The 13,677-nt window shown below is 43.2% G+C and carries 15 protein-coding genes and 1 tRNA gene; 5 read left to right on the top strand and 11 right to left on the bottom strand.

The window, feature by feature from the left end; genetic code table 11:
* Nucleotides 1-7 precede the first annotated feature (7 nt).
* The 3 genes from clpP to ACQ4LT_RS01570 all read right to left on the bottom strand — a co-directional run bounded on the left by clpP (nt 8) and on the right by ACQ4LT_RS01570 (nt 2,137).
* Nucleotides 8-640: an ATP-dependent Clp endopeptidase proteolytic subunit ClpP gene (gene clpP / locus ACQ4LT_RS01580; RefSeq protein ID WP_445664545.1), complete on the bottom strand. Its 633-nt coding sequence runs from the start codon at nt 638-640 to the stop codon at nt 8-10.
* 72 nt (nt 641-712) lie between these two features.
* Nucleotides 713-1,999 carry a trigger factor gene (gene tig, locus ACQ4LT_RS01575; RefSeq protein WP_445664245.1) on the bottom strand — a complete coding sequence of 429 codons (1,287 nt, stop codon included), beginning with the start codon at nt 1,997-1,999 and terminating at the stop codon, nt 713-715.
* A gap of 55 nt (nt 2,000-2,054) precedes the next feature.
* Nucleotides 2,055-2,137, bottom strand: a tRNA-Leu gene (locus tag ACQ4LT_RS01570).
* A gap of 186 nt (nt 2,138-2,323) precedes the next feature.
* On the opposite strand from ACQ4LT_RS01570, the gene cutA reads away from it, so the two are divergent.
* Nucleotides 2,324-2,683: a divalent-cation tolerance protein CutA gene (gene cutA, locus ACQ4LT_RS01565; protein ID WP_445664244.1), complete on the top strand. Its 360-nt coding sequence runs from the start codon at nt 2,324-2,326 to the stop codon at nt 2,681-2,683.
* Between the two features lie 16 nt (nt 2,684-2,699).
* Here cutA and ACQ4LT_RS01560 read toward each other — a convergent pair whose 3' ends face one another.
* Nucleotides 2,700-3,356, bottom strand: a complete 657-nt coding sequence (locus ACQ4LT_RS01560; protein ID WP_445664243.1) for a phosphoadenylyl-sulfate reductase — start codon at nt 3,354-3,356, stop codon at nt 2,700-2,702.
* A 46-nt stretch (nt 3,357-3,402) separates the two neighbouring features.
* Here ACQ4LT_RS01560 and ACQ4LT_RS01555 point away from each other — a divergent pair, with 46 nt between their 5' ends.
* Nucleotides 3,403-4,158: an enoyl-CoA hydratase/isomerase family protein gene (locus ACQ4LT_RS01555; protein ID WP_445664242.1), complete on the top strand. Its 756-nt coding sequence runs from the start codon at nt 3,403-3,405 to the stop codon at nt 4,156-4,158.
* A gap of 15 nt (nt 4,159-4,173) precedes the next feature.
* On the opposite strand, the gene ACQ4LT_RS01550 is transcribed toward ACQ4LT_RS01555, so the two are convergent.
* Both ACQ4LT_RS01550 and ACQ4LT_RS01545 read right to left on the bottom strand, forming a co-directional pair.
* Nucleotides 4,174-5,433, bottom strand: a complete 1,260-nt coding sequence (locus ACQ4LT_RS01550) for a S1C family serine protease (RefSeq protein ID WP_445664241.1) — start codon at nt 5,431-5,433, stop codon at nt 4,174-4,176.
* Between the two features lie 15 nt (nt 5,434-5,448).
* Entirely contained in the window at nt 5,449-6,432 is a 984-nt protein-coding gene (locus tag ACQ4LT_RS01545; RefSeq protein WP_445664240.1) for a DHH family phosphoesterase, read from the bottom strand.
* 147 nt (nt 6,433-6,579) lie between these two features.
* Between ACQ4LT_RS01545 and ACQ4LT_RS01540 the strand changes: the two genes are divergently transcribed.
* Both ACQ4LT_RS01540 and ACQ4LT_RS01535 read left to right on the top strand, forming a co-directional pair.
* A complete protein-coding gene (locus ACQ4LT_RS01540; protein ID WP_445664239.1) occupies nt 6,580-7,206 on the top strand; it encodes a thiamine diphosphokinase in 627 nt (208 codons plus the stop codon).
* A 54-nt stretch (nt 7,207-7,260) separates the two neighbouring features.
* On the top strand, nt 7,261-8,703 hold the full coding sequence (locus ACQ4LT_RS01535) for a sodium:solute symporter family protein (protein ID WP_445664238.1): 1,443 nt from the start codon (nt 7,261-7,263) through the stop codon (nt 8,701-8,703).
* Nucleotides 8,704-8,748: 45 nt separating this feature from the next.
* Here the strand turns inward: ACQ4LT_RS01535 and ACQ4LT_RS01530 are convergent, their stop codons facing one another.
* The 4 genes from ACQ4LT_RS01530 to ACQ4LT_RS01515 are packed head-to-tail and all read right to left on the bottom strand — an operon-like array spanning nt 8,749 to nt 11,659.
* The gene (locus ACQ4LT_RS01530; RefSeq protein ID WP_095605304.1) at nt 8,749-9,030 is read right to left on the bottom strand and encodes a hypothetical protein; all 282 of its coding nucleotides are present in this window, start codon (nt 9,028-9,030) and stop codon (nt 8,749-8,751) included.
* 19 nt (nt 9,031-9,049) lie between these two features.
* Entirely contained in the window at nt 9,050-9,478 is a 429-nt protein-coding gene (gene tsaE / locus ACQ4LT_RS01525; RefSeq protein ID WP_445664237.1) for a tRNA (adenosine(37)-N6)-threonylcarbamoyltransferase complex ATPase subunit type 1 TsaE, read from the bottom strand.
* Between the two features lie 57 nt (nt 9,479-9,535).
* Nucleotides 9,536-11,089 (bottom strand): T9SS response regulator signal transducer PorX, encoded by a 1,554-nt coding sequence (gene porX, locus ACQ4LT_RS01520; protein ID WP_445664236.1) that lies wholly within the window; start codon nt 11,087-11,089, stop codon nt 9,536-9,538.
* Between the two features lie 15 nt (nt 11,090-11,104).
* A complete protein-coding gene (locus ACQ4LT_RS01515; protein ID WP_445664235.1) occupies nt 11,105-11,659 on the bottom strand; it encodes a ComEA family DNA-binding protein in 555 nt (184 codons plus the stop codon).
* A gap of 110 nt (nt 11,660-11,769) precedes the next feature.
* Here ACQ4LT_RS01515 and ACQ4LT_RS01510 point away from each other — a divergent pair, with 110 nt between their 5' ends.
* Nucleotides 11,770-12,570 (top strand): alpha/beta fold hydrolase, encoded by an 801-nt coding sequence (locus ACQ4LT_RS01510; RefSeq protein WP_445664234.1) that lies wholly within the window; start codon nt 11,770-11,772, stop codon nt 12,568-12,570.
* Nucleotides 12,571-12,630: 60 nt separating this feature from the next.
* Here ACQ4LT_RS01510 and trhO read toward each other — a convergent pair whose 3' ends face one another.
* Entirely contained in the window at nt 12,631-13,593 is a 963-nt protein-coding gene (gene trhO, locus ACQ4LT_RS01505; RefSeq protein ID WP_445664233.1) for an oxygen-dependent tRNA uridine(34) hydroxylase TrhO, read from the bottom strand.
* Nucleotides 13,594-13,677 lie beyond the last annotated feature (84 nt).

Here is a 13,677-nt window from a genome sequence, read left to right as displayed (position 1 = left end):
TTAAAAATTACTCTTCTTCTTCGTTGCGCTTCATAATATTATCAACCAAACCGTACTCTTGGGCTTCCTCAGCTGCCATCCATTTATTACGATCAGTATCTTCCATCACCTCATCTACTGATTTCCCGCTGTGTTCAGCAAGAACTTCGCTAATCAGTTTCTTGATGCGCAAAATCTCTTGAGCCTCAATCTCAATATCACTGGCTTGACCGCGAACACCGCCCAACGGCTGGTGAATCATAACACGAGCATTCGGTAATAAATTGCGTTTACCTGACGCTCCACCTGCTAATAACAGCGCACCCATCGATGCCGCCATCCCTACACAGGTAGTAGCAACATCACATTTAACGTACTGCATAGTATCATAGATTGCAAAACCTGAAGATACTACGCCACCCGGGCTGTTAATATACAAGTTGATATCCTTCTCAGGATCTTCTGATTCAAGGAACAACATCTGAGCTACAATAGAACTCGCTACCGTATCATTAACAGGAGTCCCCAAAAAGATAATACGATCTTTAAGCAGGCGCGAATAAATATCAAAGGCCCGCTCACCGCGTTCGGTCTTTTCGACGACCATCGGTACCAGATTATTATTCTGGATACGGTCTGTATTACCTGCGTCGCTTGGCATTTCGTATAATGGTTGCTTTTCCATAAGTGAATCAGAACTAATAGTTTTATTCAATAACTAATGTTTTAGGCACTATGCCTCAATATCTTCGTCGTGTTTTTCCTGATAGGTTTCTTTATCAATTTCTTTGATTTTAACCTCATCTTTCAACCTATCAAACACCTTGTCTTCGCGAATGCTGTTTCTCAAACTCTCGAGCTGCTGCGGATTTTGTGCAAACATATTCTGCATCTGATCAACACTGATGCCATAACGCGAAGCCTCAGCCTCTAAGTGCTGATCTATATCTTCGGGTTTTATCTCGATATCGTCAAATTTTTCTTGCAGCTTCTCATTGAGGAAGAACCATTTGGCATCGCGGATCGCGCGATCTTCCATATTTTCCTTGTACTCCTCTTCATCAAAATCAGGAGGTAATTGTCCCTGCGATTGCTGCTTTACGCGCTCAACATATTGGTTTTGCACCTGTTTCTTAAACACTTCAGGAACCTCAAAGTCATGTTTATCAACAAGCGAATCAATGATATCGTTCTTAAACAGATCATCCGCCGACTGATCGTAATAATCCTGAATCTTACTTTTAATCAGGCTCCTAAACTCATCCACGTTCTTAGCTTCGCCGTCTGAAGCCTGTTTGGCAAACTCATCCGTAAGATCAGCTTTGTGCAGCTTCTCAACCTTTTTAACATTCAGTTTAAAGCTGTGTGTATGATCATCGTGTCCGATCTCAACATCAACCTCATCGCCCGCTTCATGACCGAGAAGATCATCGCGAAACTGCTCTGATTCTTCTTTCGTCAGATCAATGGTTTCTTCGGTTTTATTCTCTTCGTCGGGCTCTCCATCATCATCCAACGGAATAGCATCAACGGTAACGCGATTGTCTTCCGTAATCTCTTCTTCAACAACCTCCCAGTTACCCTGCTGCTTAAGCTGGCGATTGAGCTCTTCTTCCACTTCTTCATCAGTAACGTCATGGACAAGACGATCTACTTCAATTTCGCTGAGATCAGTCAGTTCAAATTCCGGACGGGCTCCTATCTTAAACTTTGCCTCGAGCTCGTCATTTTCCCAGTTTAGCTCCAGCATCTGGCTTTCGCCAACAGGATCGTATTCAGGAACTACCTCATTCTCAAAAACCTCCTGAACATATTTACTGACCTCTTCCTGCTCTATCTCGTCTCCAAAACGCTTGCGAATAATCTTTGTAGGAACTTTTCCAGGACGAAATCCCGGCATATTAATCTGCCCTTTATACTTTTTATACGCCTCTTTAAACTTCGGCTCTAAGTCTTCGCGATCGGCCGAAATAATTAACTCTTTATCTACAGAGGTGATATCATTGACTGTTATTTCCACAGGACTACTCCAAATAGTATTTTATTAAAACGGTAAAAGTGATAAAAGATGTATGTACGAGAGGGGGGACTCGAACCCCCACGCCCTAAAGGCACTAGATCCTAAATCTAGCGCGTCTACCAATTCCGCCACTCTCGCAAGTGCTCAATTAATCAGCAAATATTTATATTTGCCAGATTTTGAGAGTCTCGAAAAATATGGCTTTTTTCTTCTGATATCAACATTAATAATACTCAAATTTGTTCGTGTTGATACTATGAGTCATAGCTTCAATTTTGTACTTTTAAATTGTGCATTTAAACACCAATCCTTACGATCTGAACCATGTTTTACAACCTTCGGCTGGTCTATATCACCACAAAAGATAAAAAAGAAGCTAAATCCATTGGCAAAAAGCTCGTAAAAGAGAACTTGGCAGCTTGTGTCAATATTATTGACGGAATGGAAACTATCTACCGCTGGGAAGGCGAAATTATTGAAGATACTGAAGCCATTCTGATTGCTAAAACTCCCTATCATAACGTAAGAGATCTCACCAACCGCGTAAAAGATCTGCACAGCTACGAATGTCCCTGCGTTATTTCACTACAGCTTTCCGAGCAGGAAGGCAACGAAGAATATCAAAAGTGGCTACTTAAAAACTCCCAAAAACAAGAAATTGACTATGAAGTGGAAGATCTGTAATCGGGTTTTAAATCTATTACCGATGTAATCCACACTCAGTTTTTGAGAGATCACTCCAGCGGCCTTTGCGATCTTCGCCTTTGGAAGTACAGTGCGTACATCCAACCGAGTGAAATCCCTTTTCTTTCAGGGGATGCTCCGGCAAGCCATGGCTTTCAATATATTCTTCCACCAGTGATGAGTTCCAGTCGATAAGCGGATAGAATTTTATGAGTTCGTTATCATCATCCATAATAGGCAAGCTATTGCGATGACGATTCTGGAAACCAATAAGCCCGGACATCCAGATCTTGTATTCATCCTTAATCCGATCTAAGGGTTCAACCTTGTTAATATCGCAACACTTGTCGGGATCATCTTCCCAAAGCTCCTCTTTAAATGTATGAGCATGTTGTGCCGGATCGGGACGAAGATCAATCACATTTAAATCCAGCAAGCGCGATAATCGCTCCTTATAAGCAATAGTCTCCTCGAAATGGTATCCGGTATCAATAAAATAGATCGGACAACCGGGCTTTATTCTACTTACCAGATGCAGCAGCACGGCCGATGTAGTACCAAATGACGACGTTACCAGTACATCCTTAAACGTATTAAATACTTGGGCTAAACGCGCATCAACGATTTTTGCTGAAAGCGACCGATTTATCTTTTCTTTATTGACAAGATACATATAGATTTCGTTTTAATATCTAATTCAAACAAACCTTAATCTAACAGTGAGTATTGTAAAAATCGAACGAAAAAATCATATTTGCCGGGCCACCATAGATCGCCCCAAATCACACAATGCCATTAACTTTGCGGTAATGGATAAACTTGAAACCCAGCTCGACGAACTCGAACAAGATTCTACAACTCGCTGTTTTATATTAACGGGATCGGGCCAAAAAACCTTTATCTCCGGTGGCGACCTGCGGGAGTTCCATACCATTAAGACAGCGGAAGAAGCAAAACCGATGGCTCGGCGCATGCTCGCTATCTTAAAACGCATCGAACAACTGCCCTGTTGGACAATAGCCGCTATTAACGGAGCAGCTTACGGGGGTGGCTGTGAAATGATGCTTGCTTTTGACTTTCGGATGGCGGCTCCGCATGCTACTTTTGGATTTACACAAGGTAAATTCTATTTACCACCCGGGTGGGGCGGCTTAACGCGACTTGTCGAAAAGGTTGGCCGGTCTACAGCGCTACTTTGGTTGGCCGAGGCAAAAGTCATAGACTCCCAAACAGCTCTCCGCCATAATCTTATTGACCATATAACAGAAAGTAGCGATTGGCAAGACGACATTTGGGAGCGGGCTCAAAATCTTACAAAAAATAATCGTCCATTTATCAAGAATTTAAAAAAGGGAGCCATGCGTATCACCCAGGCACGCTGGAAAGCAATCGAATCTGAACTCGATTCATTTGCTCAATTTTGGGAAAGCGATCTGCATGAAGAGCGGGTGGAAAAGTTTTTAAATCAGAAGTAATATCAAAACAAAATGCTATTCTTTAACTTTTTTGCGCAGATACATTTTGGTTTCATAGCGATTCCCCTTACGAAATAGTTCTACCCGCATCGAATCGCCCTCCTGATACTCCCGGAAAAGAGCCTGCGCGTGCATCTTACTTTGAATACGCTCTTTTCCGATTTTTAAAATAATATCGCCCGGTACAATTCCCGCTTCAAATGCCGGACCATCTTTATTCACCTCATTCACCAGTAGCCCCCGCATAGCCGGAAGATTATATTTTAATACCAGTTGACGGGTCATTTCAACCGTATTAAAACCGGGATCATATGGCAACGTAACTTCTCCCTTAGTCGACAGCTGCTTAATAATTTTTTGAACCCGGTTACTCGGAATGGCGAAACCGAGCCCCACATTACCACCACTGGTACCGCCGGTAAAAATAAAAGTGTTCACACCAATTACTTTTCCCTCACTGTCGACCAGCGGTCCTCCGGAATTCCCTCGGTTGATAGCGGCATCCGTCTGAATCATATCCATATACACGCGGGGCTCGTTGGGATTGGGACGAAAATCACGATTTACCGCACTCACAACGCCCACTGTAACCGACGGCTTTGCAGATTCAAACAATCCAAACGGATTTCCTACTGCCAGCGACCATTCGCCGACCAACACGCTGTCAGAGTTTCCAAACTCTATCGAAGGGAACGTTTTATCTGCATTTATTTGCAATAGTGACAGATCCGCAAGTTCATCTTCACCTAAAACCTCCGCCTCATATTGTGAACCATCCGGCAATGAAACGACGACCCGTTTGGCCTGTCGGTTAGCTACATGTTGATTCGTAACCACCAGCCCATCCGAGCTAATAATAAATCCGGATCCCATACTGCTAACCTCACGCTCAATGGGCACCGGTACAAATCGATTATAATACTCACTGAACTCCAATCGGCGTCCACCCTGTACCATTTCTGTCACCGTAATACTTACTACAGCCGGACTTACCTTCTTCACCGCTCTGGTAATGGCTGTTTGGCGACTAGTGTTAATTTGCTCATCGGGATTCTGAGTATTTTCGACCGACTGCCGGTATCCACTTTCATCCTGCCCAGGAACTGACGAATCAGAAGCAGGCATGGAATCTCCTATAATAGTAGAAATGCTTGCTCCCAATGCTTCTGTCACTTGAGAATTGCTACTAGACTGAGACTGACGTTGTTTATCCAAACACCCCGCCACTACAACAGACAGAACAACCGCTACACTTAAAACGGATTGCTTAACCATTTAAACCCAAATTTATTACGACTTATCTACGCTAACAAGCTGTTCGGAACCAATCTCTACCAAATCTTCAATCGCTTTTTCGAGCGGCCCAGGATGCCATGCACCCGACGCCTTTTTGTGGCCTCCGCCTCCTACTTTGCGTGCCCACTTATTAACGTCGACATCATTGCTTTTGGAGCGAAGACTCATCTTGACTCCATCACCCAGCGCCTTAAACAAAATCGCGGCTTTTATGCCGGTAACGCTAAGCGGATAGGCCACAAATCCTTCGCAATCGTCATTTGTAGTATTGGTTTCTTCCAGCATTTCTTTAGTAACGTACATAATGGCTATCTGATTGTCCTCAAATAGCTCGATCGTACTCATCGCCTTACTAAGCAAATGCAGCTGGTTTAAGCTCTTGTTGGAAAATACTTTTTCAGCTACTTCATTAGGACGAAATTCTCCAAGTCGCAGTAATTCCGAAGCGATGTTCATCGTTTCGGGCGTAACGCTATCATATTGCAGCGATCCGGTATCCGTTAAAATTCCGGTGTACAGAGCCTTCGCCACTTTCTCATCTACCTGCGAGATATCATTTTGCAAAAAGAGATGAAAGATAAGCTCGCAAGTTGAAGACGCCTCCTCAACTGAGATACTTAAATCGAAACCATCATGTGGATCGGGATGGTGGTCAACCATGAACGACGGTTTCGGATAATCCTGAATGTAATCAGAATAGCTACCAAAACGCTTTGGGGAATTCCCATCCAACACCAAGAACGCATCACATTTGTTCAGGGATTTTTCATCCGGCTTTTGGATAGGATAAAATTCAGCAAGCCACTGCAAATTTAACGGCACTTCATCATCATTAAACCCAATAGCGTTTACCCCATTCTTTTCCAGCCAGAGACAGGCTGCCACTTGGGCACCAATGCAATCACCGTCGGGACGGATGTGCGAAAAAACACCCACGGTGTCAAATTCTTGCAGTTTTTGGATGAGTTTTTCAAACATAATGGCTATTTATAGCGCGAAAAATAAGCTTAATAAAATGGTAGATAGCTTTGAAGAAAGCAATATTTTTTTATCGGTAAAATATTACTTCTTTTTACTGTATCATAACGTTTAAATTAGTTTTAAAACCATCTAAGGGCGTTTTTTATGAAATCAATTTTGATTCTCTGTAATGGCAGTCCGCCATCAGAGCAATTATTTAGCAAATATCGAGCGAAAACGGCTTACTTTATTGCAGCTGATGGCGGTGCCAATATTGCCCTAAAGCTGGGTACCACACCCGATGTAATTATCGGTGACCTGGACAGCTATGACGGATCCAACAAGGAATCATCCGAAATTATCTTTCGGCCAAGCCAAGAACTAAATGATCTGGAAAAAGCCCTTCAACAAGCCCAAAAAGAAAAGGGTACACACATATATATATTGGGGGCTACCGGACATCGGTTGGATCAAACACTTAAAAACTTATCCGTCCTCAAACAATTTTCTCCTAAATTTCAGCGAATTCGAATAGCCGACAATTTTGGTGAAATGAGATTACTTCCTCCTTCCTTCGCAGATGATTTTGCAATAGGAACACAAATCTCATTATTTCCCCTTTCCGGCAAAGTTACCGGCATTACTACCCAAGGGTTAAAGTATCCACTCAAAAATGAGTTTATTAAAAATGGCGTTCGGGACGGATCATCCAATGAAGTAATTAAAAATCCGGTTCAAATAACTCACAAAGAAGGAGATCTGTTGATGTTTGTAAAACATAATAACGATTGACCCCCTACCCTTATTCAGATATCTTTCACCCATTTTTAAACCAACTATTGTCCGTTGACTGAACTACAATTTACCCTGATCGATTGGAGCCTCATTGTATGTTACTTTGTGTTGCTTGTGTACCTAACCTGGCAGCGTGACTGGGAAGAAATCGACGAAGAATCCTTCCTACTGTCGGGACGGAAAATGAGTCTGGCCGCTTTTGTAGCCACCCTTGTCTCAACATGGTATGGAGGTATCCTGGGTATTGGAGAATACAGTTATCAAAATGGGATCTCCACCTGGCTTATATTGGGATTTCCGTTCTATGTTTTTTCGGCTCTATTTGCCTGGCTGCTGGCCGGGAAGATCCGCATGAACAAAGCCCTTTCACTACCCGAAGCTGTTGGTAATTTTTATGGGAATACTGCCGGCCGTTTCTCTGCCATCCCCATTTTTATTCTCGTGAGCCCGGCCCCCTACATTCTTATGCTTGGTTTAATTTTTCAATATCTCACCGGCGGCACTGGGCACTTTCTATGGTATGCCAGTGCCGTAGCACTGTTTTCTGTAGCTTACGTTATTTTCGGAGGGTTTAATGCCGTCGTGCATACCGACATGCTTCAAATCGCCCTGATGTTCGGCGGCTTCACCTGCTTAATCATCTTTGCCGGGATGGAGTTCGGAGGTTTGGGAAAGCTATGGTCTTTTATACCACCTGACTTTACAGATATCACCGGCGGCGAAGATATCCAATATATTCTTGTGTGGTTTTTTATTGCACTATGGACTTTTGTAGATCCCAGCTTTCATCAGCGCGCCGCGGCAGCAGAATCGCCCGAAACCGCTAAAAAAGGGATTTTTATTTCAATCTTGTTATGGTCGATTTTTGATTTCTTAACAATTTTCAGCGGCATATACGGCTTTGCTATTCTCGGAGATTCCTTAGCAGAACCCATCATGGTTTACCCCTATCTGGCCAACGAGATTTTACCTATTGGATTAAAGGGATTGTTCTTTGTAGCACTGTTAGCCACCATCATGTCAACACTCGACAGCTATCTCTTTTTATCCGGACAAACCCTCGGTCGCGACCTGCTTGTAAAAATCTTTCCCAATATGAAAAATAACACCCTTACCCGGATCAGTACGCTGGTCGCCGCACTATTAGGAATCTTGTTGATCATCATTTATCCCAGTGTTATTGACTTGTGGTATGTTATCGGTTCTGTAATGATTCCCGGCCTGTTAATCCCTGTGATGGGTGTTTACTTACGATTTTTTACCCTCAAAAAACAATGGGTACTCCCCACCATGATTGGCAGTATTGGGGTATCCTTACTTTGGCTTATTCTCGGTACCATCACCAGCGAAGGGATGTACAATTACACCTACCTGGGAATCGAACCATTCTATCCCGGGCTGGCGACAAGCATCATACTGTGGATTTTTGGCAAGAAAAAAGATGGGAATCTTCTTGAAGAAACGGATTTTGCCAAAGACGAAATGCTTGAATAAGCTAAATGAATCTGGCTTTATAACTGCAGAACCCCGACCCACTTGTTAGGTACTTTTCAAAATATGTCCCAGATTCAATTTATGGATGGGAATCAAGTACTTCATGGCCATGGCATCTTTCTCGATATTAAGTTCACCGGTACGCCGAAAATCAACAATACAATAATCATCAAACGAACGCACCACTTCACCAATCCCGTAATACTCGGGACACGGCCCGTAGTAAACCAGATCTCCAAGCTGGATATTATTATCCGCTCGTCGGTTATAGGGATATATAACCGGCAGTCGATCTAATCGATATGGAAGTCTTTTTTTCGTTGCCATGGTCGCATAATATACGGGATTACGACTCCCTTTTTCTAATGACAAATTTTCGGGTATTCTTGTCAGGCGCTTCGATGGAAATCCAGATAGCTTCCGGTGGAATGAGCGACGCAATCCGCTCCGGCCATTCGATAACCGTAACTCCATCACCATAAAAATATTCTTCGGCACCTATTTCGAGAGCTTCGCGAGAAGATTCCATGCGATAGCAATCAAAATGATAGAGTAACTTATCACCATCATATTCATTAATAAGGGTAAAGGTGGGCGAACTAACCTCACTACTTTCAATCCCCAATCCTTCTGCCATGCCCTTCACAAAGTGCGTTTTGCCTGCTCCGAGATCACCCTCAAGACAAACAATAGCTCCAGCATCCAAAGAAGCAACAAATTCTTTTCCCCTGGCAATAGTTTCGTTAGGAGACGCAGTTGTAAATTCCTTTTCCATAAAATACGTGTTAATCAAAAAGACTAAAAAGATACAAGCTCTTGGGTGAGAAATCTATTACAACATTGACTTGGGACGCAATGTAGAAATAGGCAATATCATCTCTTCCATACTGGTCCCCCCATGCAAAAAGGTATCCTTATAGCGATTCTGATAACGATGATAGTTGGTAGGATAGACAAAGTAATAATCCTCTTTGGCAATAATATAATTGTTGGAATGCCCCGGCGTTGGTAATTTATATTCGGCGGGATCTTCAATAATCATTACTGCATCGTCATTGGCGGATAAGTTTCGTCCGTATTTATACCGCAGACTTGTGGATGTCTCCCGATCACCATACACTTTTGTGTCTCTAAGGGCACGTACTGCACCGTGATCACTCGTCACCACAATAACCACTTCCTCCTCGGCCAGCAGCTTAAATATTTCATACAACGTGGAGTGCTGAAACCAGGTTTTAGTCAACGATCGGAAAGCAGGAACATCGGGGGCTATTTCTTTTAATACATCAGAATCGGAACGGGAGTGCACCAGCGTATCCACAAAATTATACACAAAAGTGCTCAGCGGTACCTGTAAATAATTATGGATATTATCAGCAACACTCCTCCCCTCATCCGATCGTAAGACTTTTTCATATTTCACTTTTTTGTCGATACCTTTTCGGCTCAACTGCTTTTTCAGCAGCTCCTCCTCAAACTGATTTAACGAACTTTCATCTTCGCCCTGGCTCCACAAACGGGGATAAATATCCTCGATTTCGAGCGGAAATAGTCCGGAAAAAATAGCATTCCGGGAATAAGGAGTCGCCGTTGGCAGGATGGAATAATAGAAATCAGTATCGATGGCATAATCTTCATTCAACAGGCTCTGAAAAACCAGCCACTGATCATACCGCATGCAATCAATTACTAAAAAAAGCGTAGTCTGTCCATTTTTAACATGAGGCAAAACATATTCGCGCACAATATCCGTGGAAAGAGCCGGACGTTGCGGCGTGGATTGATTGAGCCACGACTTGTAATTCTGCGCCACAAAACGCCCAAACATTTTATTAGCTTCCTGATACTGGTCGGCAAGAACCTGACGCAATGATTCATCGCCCGATTCCAAATCGATATCCCACTGCGTAAGCTGCTTATAAATTTCAATCCATTCTTCCCACCCGGTATCCTCATGAATGCGCCCCGATATTTCATTAAAATTTCGCAGATACGACTGGGCAAACTTTTCATTGCGAATACGATGACGCTCCAGGATACGCTTGACCGTAAGCACGATCTGGCTTGGATTCACCGGTTTGATCAGATAATCCGAAATTTTGCCGCCGATCGCATCCTCCATAATCGACTCTTCCTCACTTTTCGTAATCATTACCACCGGCAAACCCGCCTGAATGGTTTTGATCCGATTTAGCGTAGCCAACCCATCCATGCCCGGCATCTGCTCATCCAGAAAGACAATATCAAAAGGCTGTTCCTGGATCAGTGTAATAGCATCTTCGCCGTTAGTTACCGGCGTGACTTCAAAATCTTTATTCTCTAAAAAAATGATGTGCGGCTTCAGCTGATCAATCTCATCATCCGCCCATAAAATACGTGTAGCCATCAGGATTCTATTGCATTATTCTGAATCCTTAAGTTTGATAAATGGCATCAATTTGTCCAATCGTTTTTGAGCAATGCCCTTAATTTTTTTAAGCTCCTCAAACGAATCAAACTCCCCGTTTTCATTCCGGTATCTGATGATCCGTTTCGCATAGGTCGGACCAATCCCCGGCAACGCTTTCAGAGCTTCAATATTGGCTTTATTAACGTTTACTCGCTCATTAGCTACATTCTGATTGGTTTCTTCGATCTCTTTTTCGGTATTATCGGCTTCTTCATTTGACGTAGAATCCTCCGTTATTGTATCGATCTTCGCCTCAGCAATTTGCTTTTCTAAAGGCGGATAATACTGCCCCATTAGTTTTTCTTCCTCAGCCTTGAGCATAGCTGTGCGTTCGGCAAACTGCTGCTCAAGTTCGAGATAGCCTCCATCCTCAAACGGAACCGATGGCGACAACGCCAGATTTAAGCCACCCAGCAAAACGAGCAAAACCAGTAATCCTGATATCACTTTTCGTTCGCCGGGTGCAATTTTCAATTTTTCCAACCAGAAAAATAATCGTCTCTTCATGATTTATCTCCCTTAATCATTAGCACGTACAAGTAAGACCCTTCGAACAAGTAATCCTTACAAAAATCGCTCTTGTTTGAAGTCTAAAATAATTCGATGTTTGGCTTCTGATGATGGAAACAACAAAAATATTTCACTATGACAATCTTTCGGTCTCCTACAATCGGGTTGGCGTTCAGGATAAACAACCACTGCTTATTCTTCACGGCTGGGGCAGCAGCAAACAGGTGATGATGCCACTGGCCAAACAGCTTTCGGATATACGCGATTGCTATGTCTTTGATCTGCCCGGCTTCGGCAACTCGTCAATACCTAATGAGCCGTGGAGCGTAGATAACTATGCTGATCTGATCCAGCAGTTCATTGAAGATCAGGATTTTAACTCCGTTGATCTGCTTGTCCACTCTTTTGGGGGACGCATTGCCCTGAAGCTTTGTGCACATCCCGATGCCAAACAACTTATTGAAAAAGTTCTCATCACCGGCGGAGCGGGCATGAAACCCAAACGAGGATGGAAGTATTATTTAAGAAAATATACCGCCAAGATGCTTAAAGCTCCTTTTATGATACTACCTTCTTCCCTGAGAGAAAAAGCACTTGGATGGTTACGAACAACCTCTCTATGGGGAGCATTGGGTTCCAGCGACTACAGTAAACTCGATGGGGTAATGCGCGAAACCTTCGTAAAAACCGTGACCGAATACCTGGAACCTTGTCTGCCGAACATTCCGCAAGAAGTATTGTTGCTATGGGGAGAAAATGACGAAGCCGCGCCGTTATATCAGGCTAAGCGAATGGAAGAGGGTATAGAACATGCGGAACTGGTCATCATCGATCACGCCGGACACTATGCCTTCCTGGATCGCCCCTCTCATTTTGCATCTATTGCCAAGGCATTTTTTAAGGGATAATATTTAGACTCGCAAAGTCTTGGAACCTTTGCGAGTCTTTCGAATAATAACTCAAATTACCTACTTCTCTTCTTCTAACTGGCGCTCCTTAAAATCCTTGTCAAAATAATTGTACCACTTGCGAAATGGACGAAATGCATTTTCGGGATCGAAGGGACGCTTGTATTCGCTCTGTCGACACTCCTCACTACAGCAACCCTCCATCATGCGCGCCCCCTCTTCAGAGCATACAAAAAGCTTATTGCACTCCATATTCGCACAATTGATATAGGTATCGGCCGGTTTGCCCGTAATTTCGCAGCGTGCAATGGGCTCCAGATTGTCCTCGTTCACAGGCACCACCAGGCGATCGTCAAATACAAAGCATTTGCCTTTATAATGTTCACCGCCTTCTTCATTGGCGTAGCGTAAAATTCCCCCGTGCAGCTGATTTACATCATCCCAACCCTTCTCTTTCATCAGTACGGAAAATTTCTCACAGCGGATGCCCCCGGTACAGTACATCAGCACTTTTTTATCTTTGCTAATTTCATCTTCGACCTTTTCAAGCCACTCAGGAAACTCATAAAAGTTTTCTACCTGCGGCGTCAGTGCTCCCTCAAAATGACCAATTTTAGATTCGTAATCATTGCGCACGTCAATCAGGACATAATCATCTTCATTCTCGAGCACTTCTTTCCACTCGTGTGGCTCCAGGTATTTTCCACCCTCATCAGGATCAACCTCCTCTTTGTGGATAGAAACCAACTCATCCCGGGTCTTGCATTTCAGCTTCGGGAAAGGAACATACTCACTGGTATCAGTCTTAAAATCGATGCCGTCAAAGCCAGGAATGCTCGTCAGATGTTCTTTATACTTCGACACCTGTTCGGGCGTACCTCCAACAGTTCCATTGATGCCTTCTTCATTAATATAAATGCGTCCTTTAATTCCAAGATCCTTACAGAACTGTTTATGCTCTTCGCAAAATGTTTTGGGATCTTCAATGGGGGTAAATTTGTAATAGAGTATTACTTCGTACATAATATAAATTTCAATTTCTTTACACTAAGACACTAAGAAAAATATATTCATCTTTCTAACGTAAATCCTCATTGTTCTCAGGGC

The sequence above is a fragment of the Fodinibius sp. AD559 genome (assembly GCF_052712805.1).
This window is presented reverse-complemented; position numbering and strand designations above follow the sequence as displayed.

Excerpts from the sequence above, each read along its gene's own strand:
- ACQ4LT_RS01545 (WP_445664240.1), bottom strand. The coding sequence starts at position 6,432 with ATGTTTGAAAAACTCATCCAAAAACTGCAAGAATTTGACACCGTGGGT.
- trhO (WP_445664233.1), bottom strand. The coding sequence starts at position 13,593 with ATGTACGAAGTAATACTCTATTACAAATTTACCCCCATTGAAGATCCC.
- clpP (WP_445664545.1), bottom strand. The coding sequence starts at position 640 with ATGCCAAGCGACGCAGGTAATACAGACCGTATCCAGAATAATAATCTG.
- porX (WP_445664236.1), bottom strand. The coding sequence starts at position 11,089 with ATGGCTACACGTATTTTATGGGCGGATGATGAGATTGATCAGCTGAAG.
- ACQ4LT_RS01560 (WP_445664243.1), bottom strand. The coding sequence starts at position 3,356 with ATGTATCTTGTCAATAAAGAAAAGATAAATCGGTCGCTTTCAGCAAAA.
- tsaE (WP_445664237.1), bottom strand. The coding sequence starts at position 9,478 with ATGGAAAAGGAATTTACAACTGCGTCTCCTAACGAAACTATTGCCAGG.
- ACQ4LT_RS01550 (WP_445664241.1), bottom strand. The coding sequence starts at position 5,433 with ATGGTTAAGCAATCCGTTTTAAGTGTAGCGGTTGTTCTGTCTGTTGTA.
- ACQ4LT_RS01510 (WP_445664234.1), top strand. The coding sequence starts at position 11,770 with ATGATGGAAACAACAAAAATATTTCACTATGACAATCTTTCGGTCTCC.
- ACQ4LT_RS01515 (WP_445664235.1), bottom strand. The coding sequence starts at position 11,659 with ATGAAGAGACGATTATTTTTCTGGTTGGAAAAATTGAAAATTGCACCC.
- cutA (WP_445664244.1), top strand. The coding sequence starts at position 2,324 with ATGTTTTACAACCTTCGGCTGGTCTATATCACCACAAAAGATAAAAAA.
- ACQ4LT_RS01540 (WP_445664239.1), top strand. The coding sequence starts at position 6,580 with ATGAAATCAATTTTGATTCTCTGTAATGGCAGTCCGCCATCAGAGCAA.
- ACQ4LT_RS01530 (WP_095605304.1), bottom strand. The coding sequence starts at position 9,030 with ATGGCAACGAAAAAAAGACTTCCATATCGATTAGATCGACTGCCGGTT.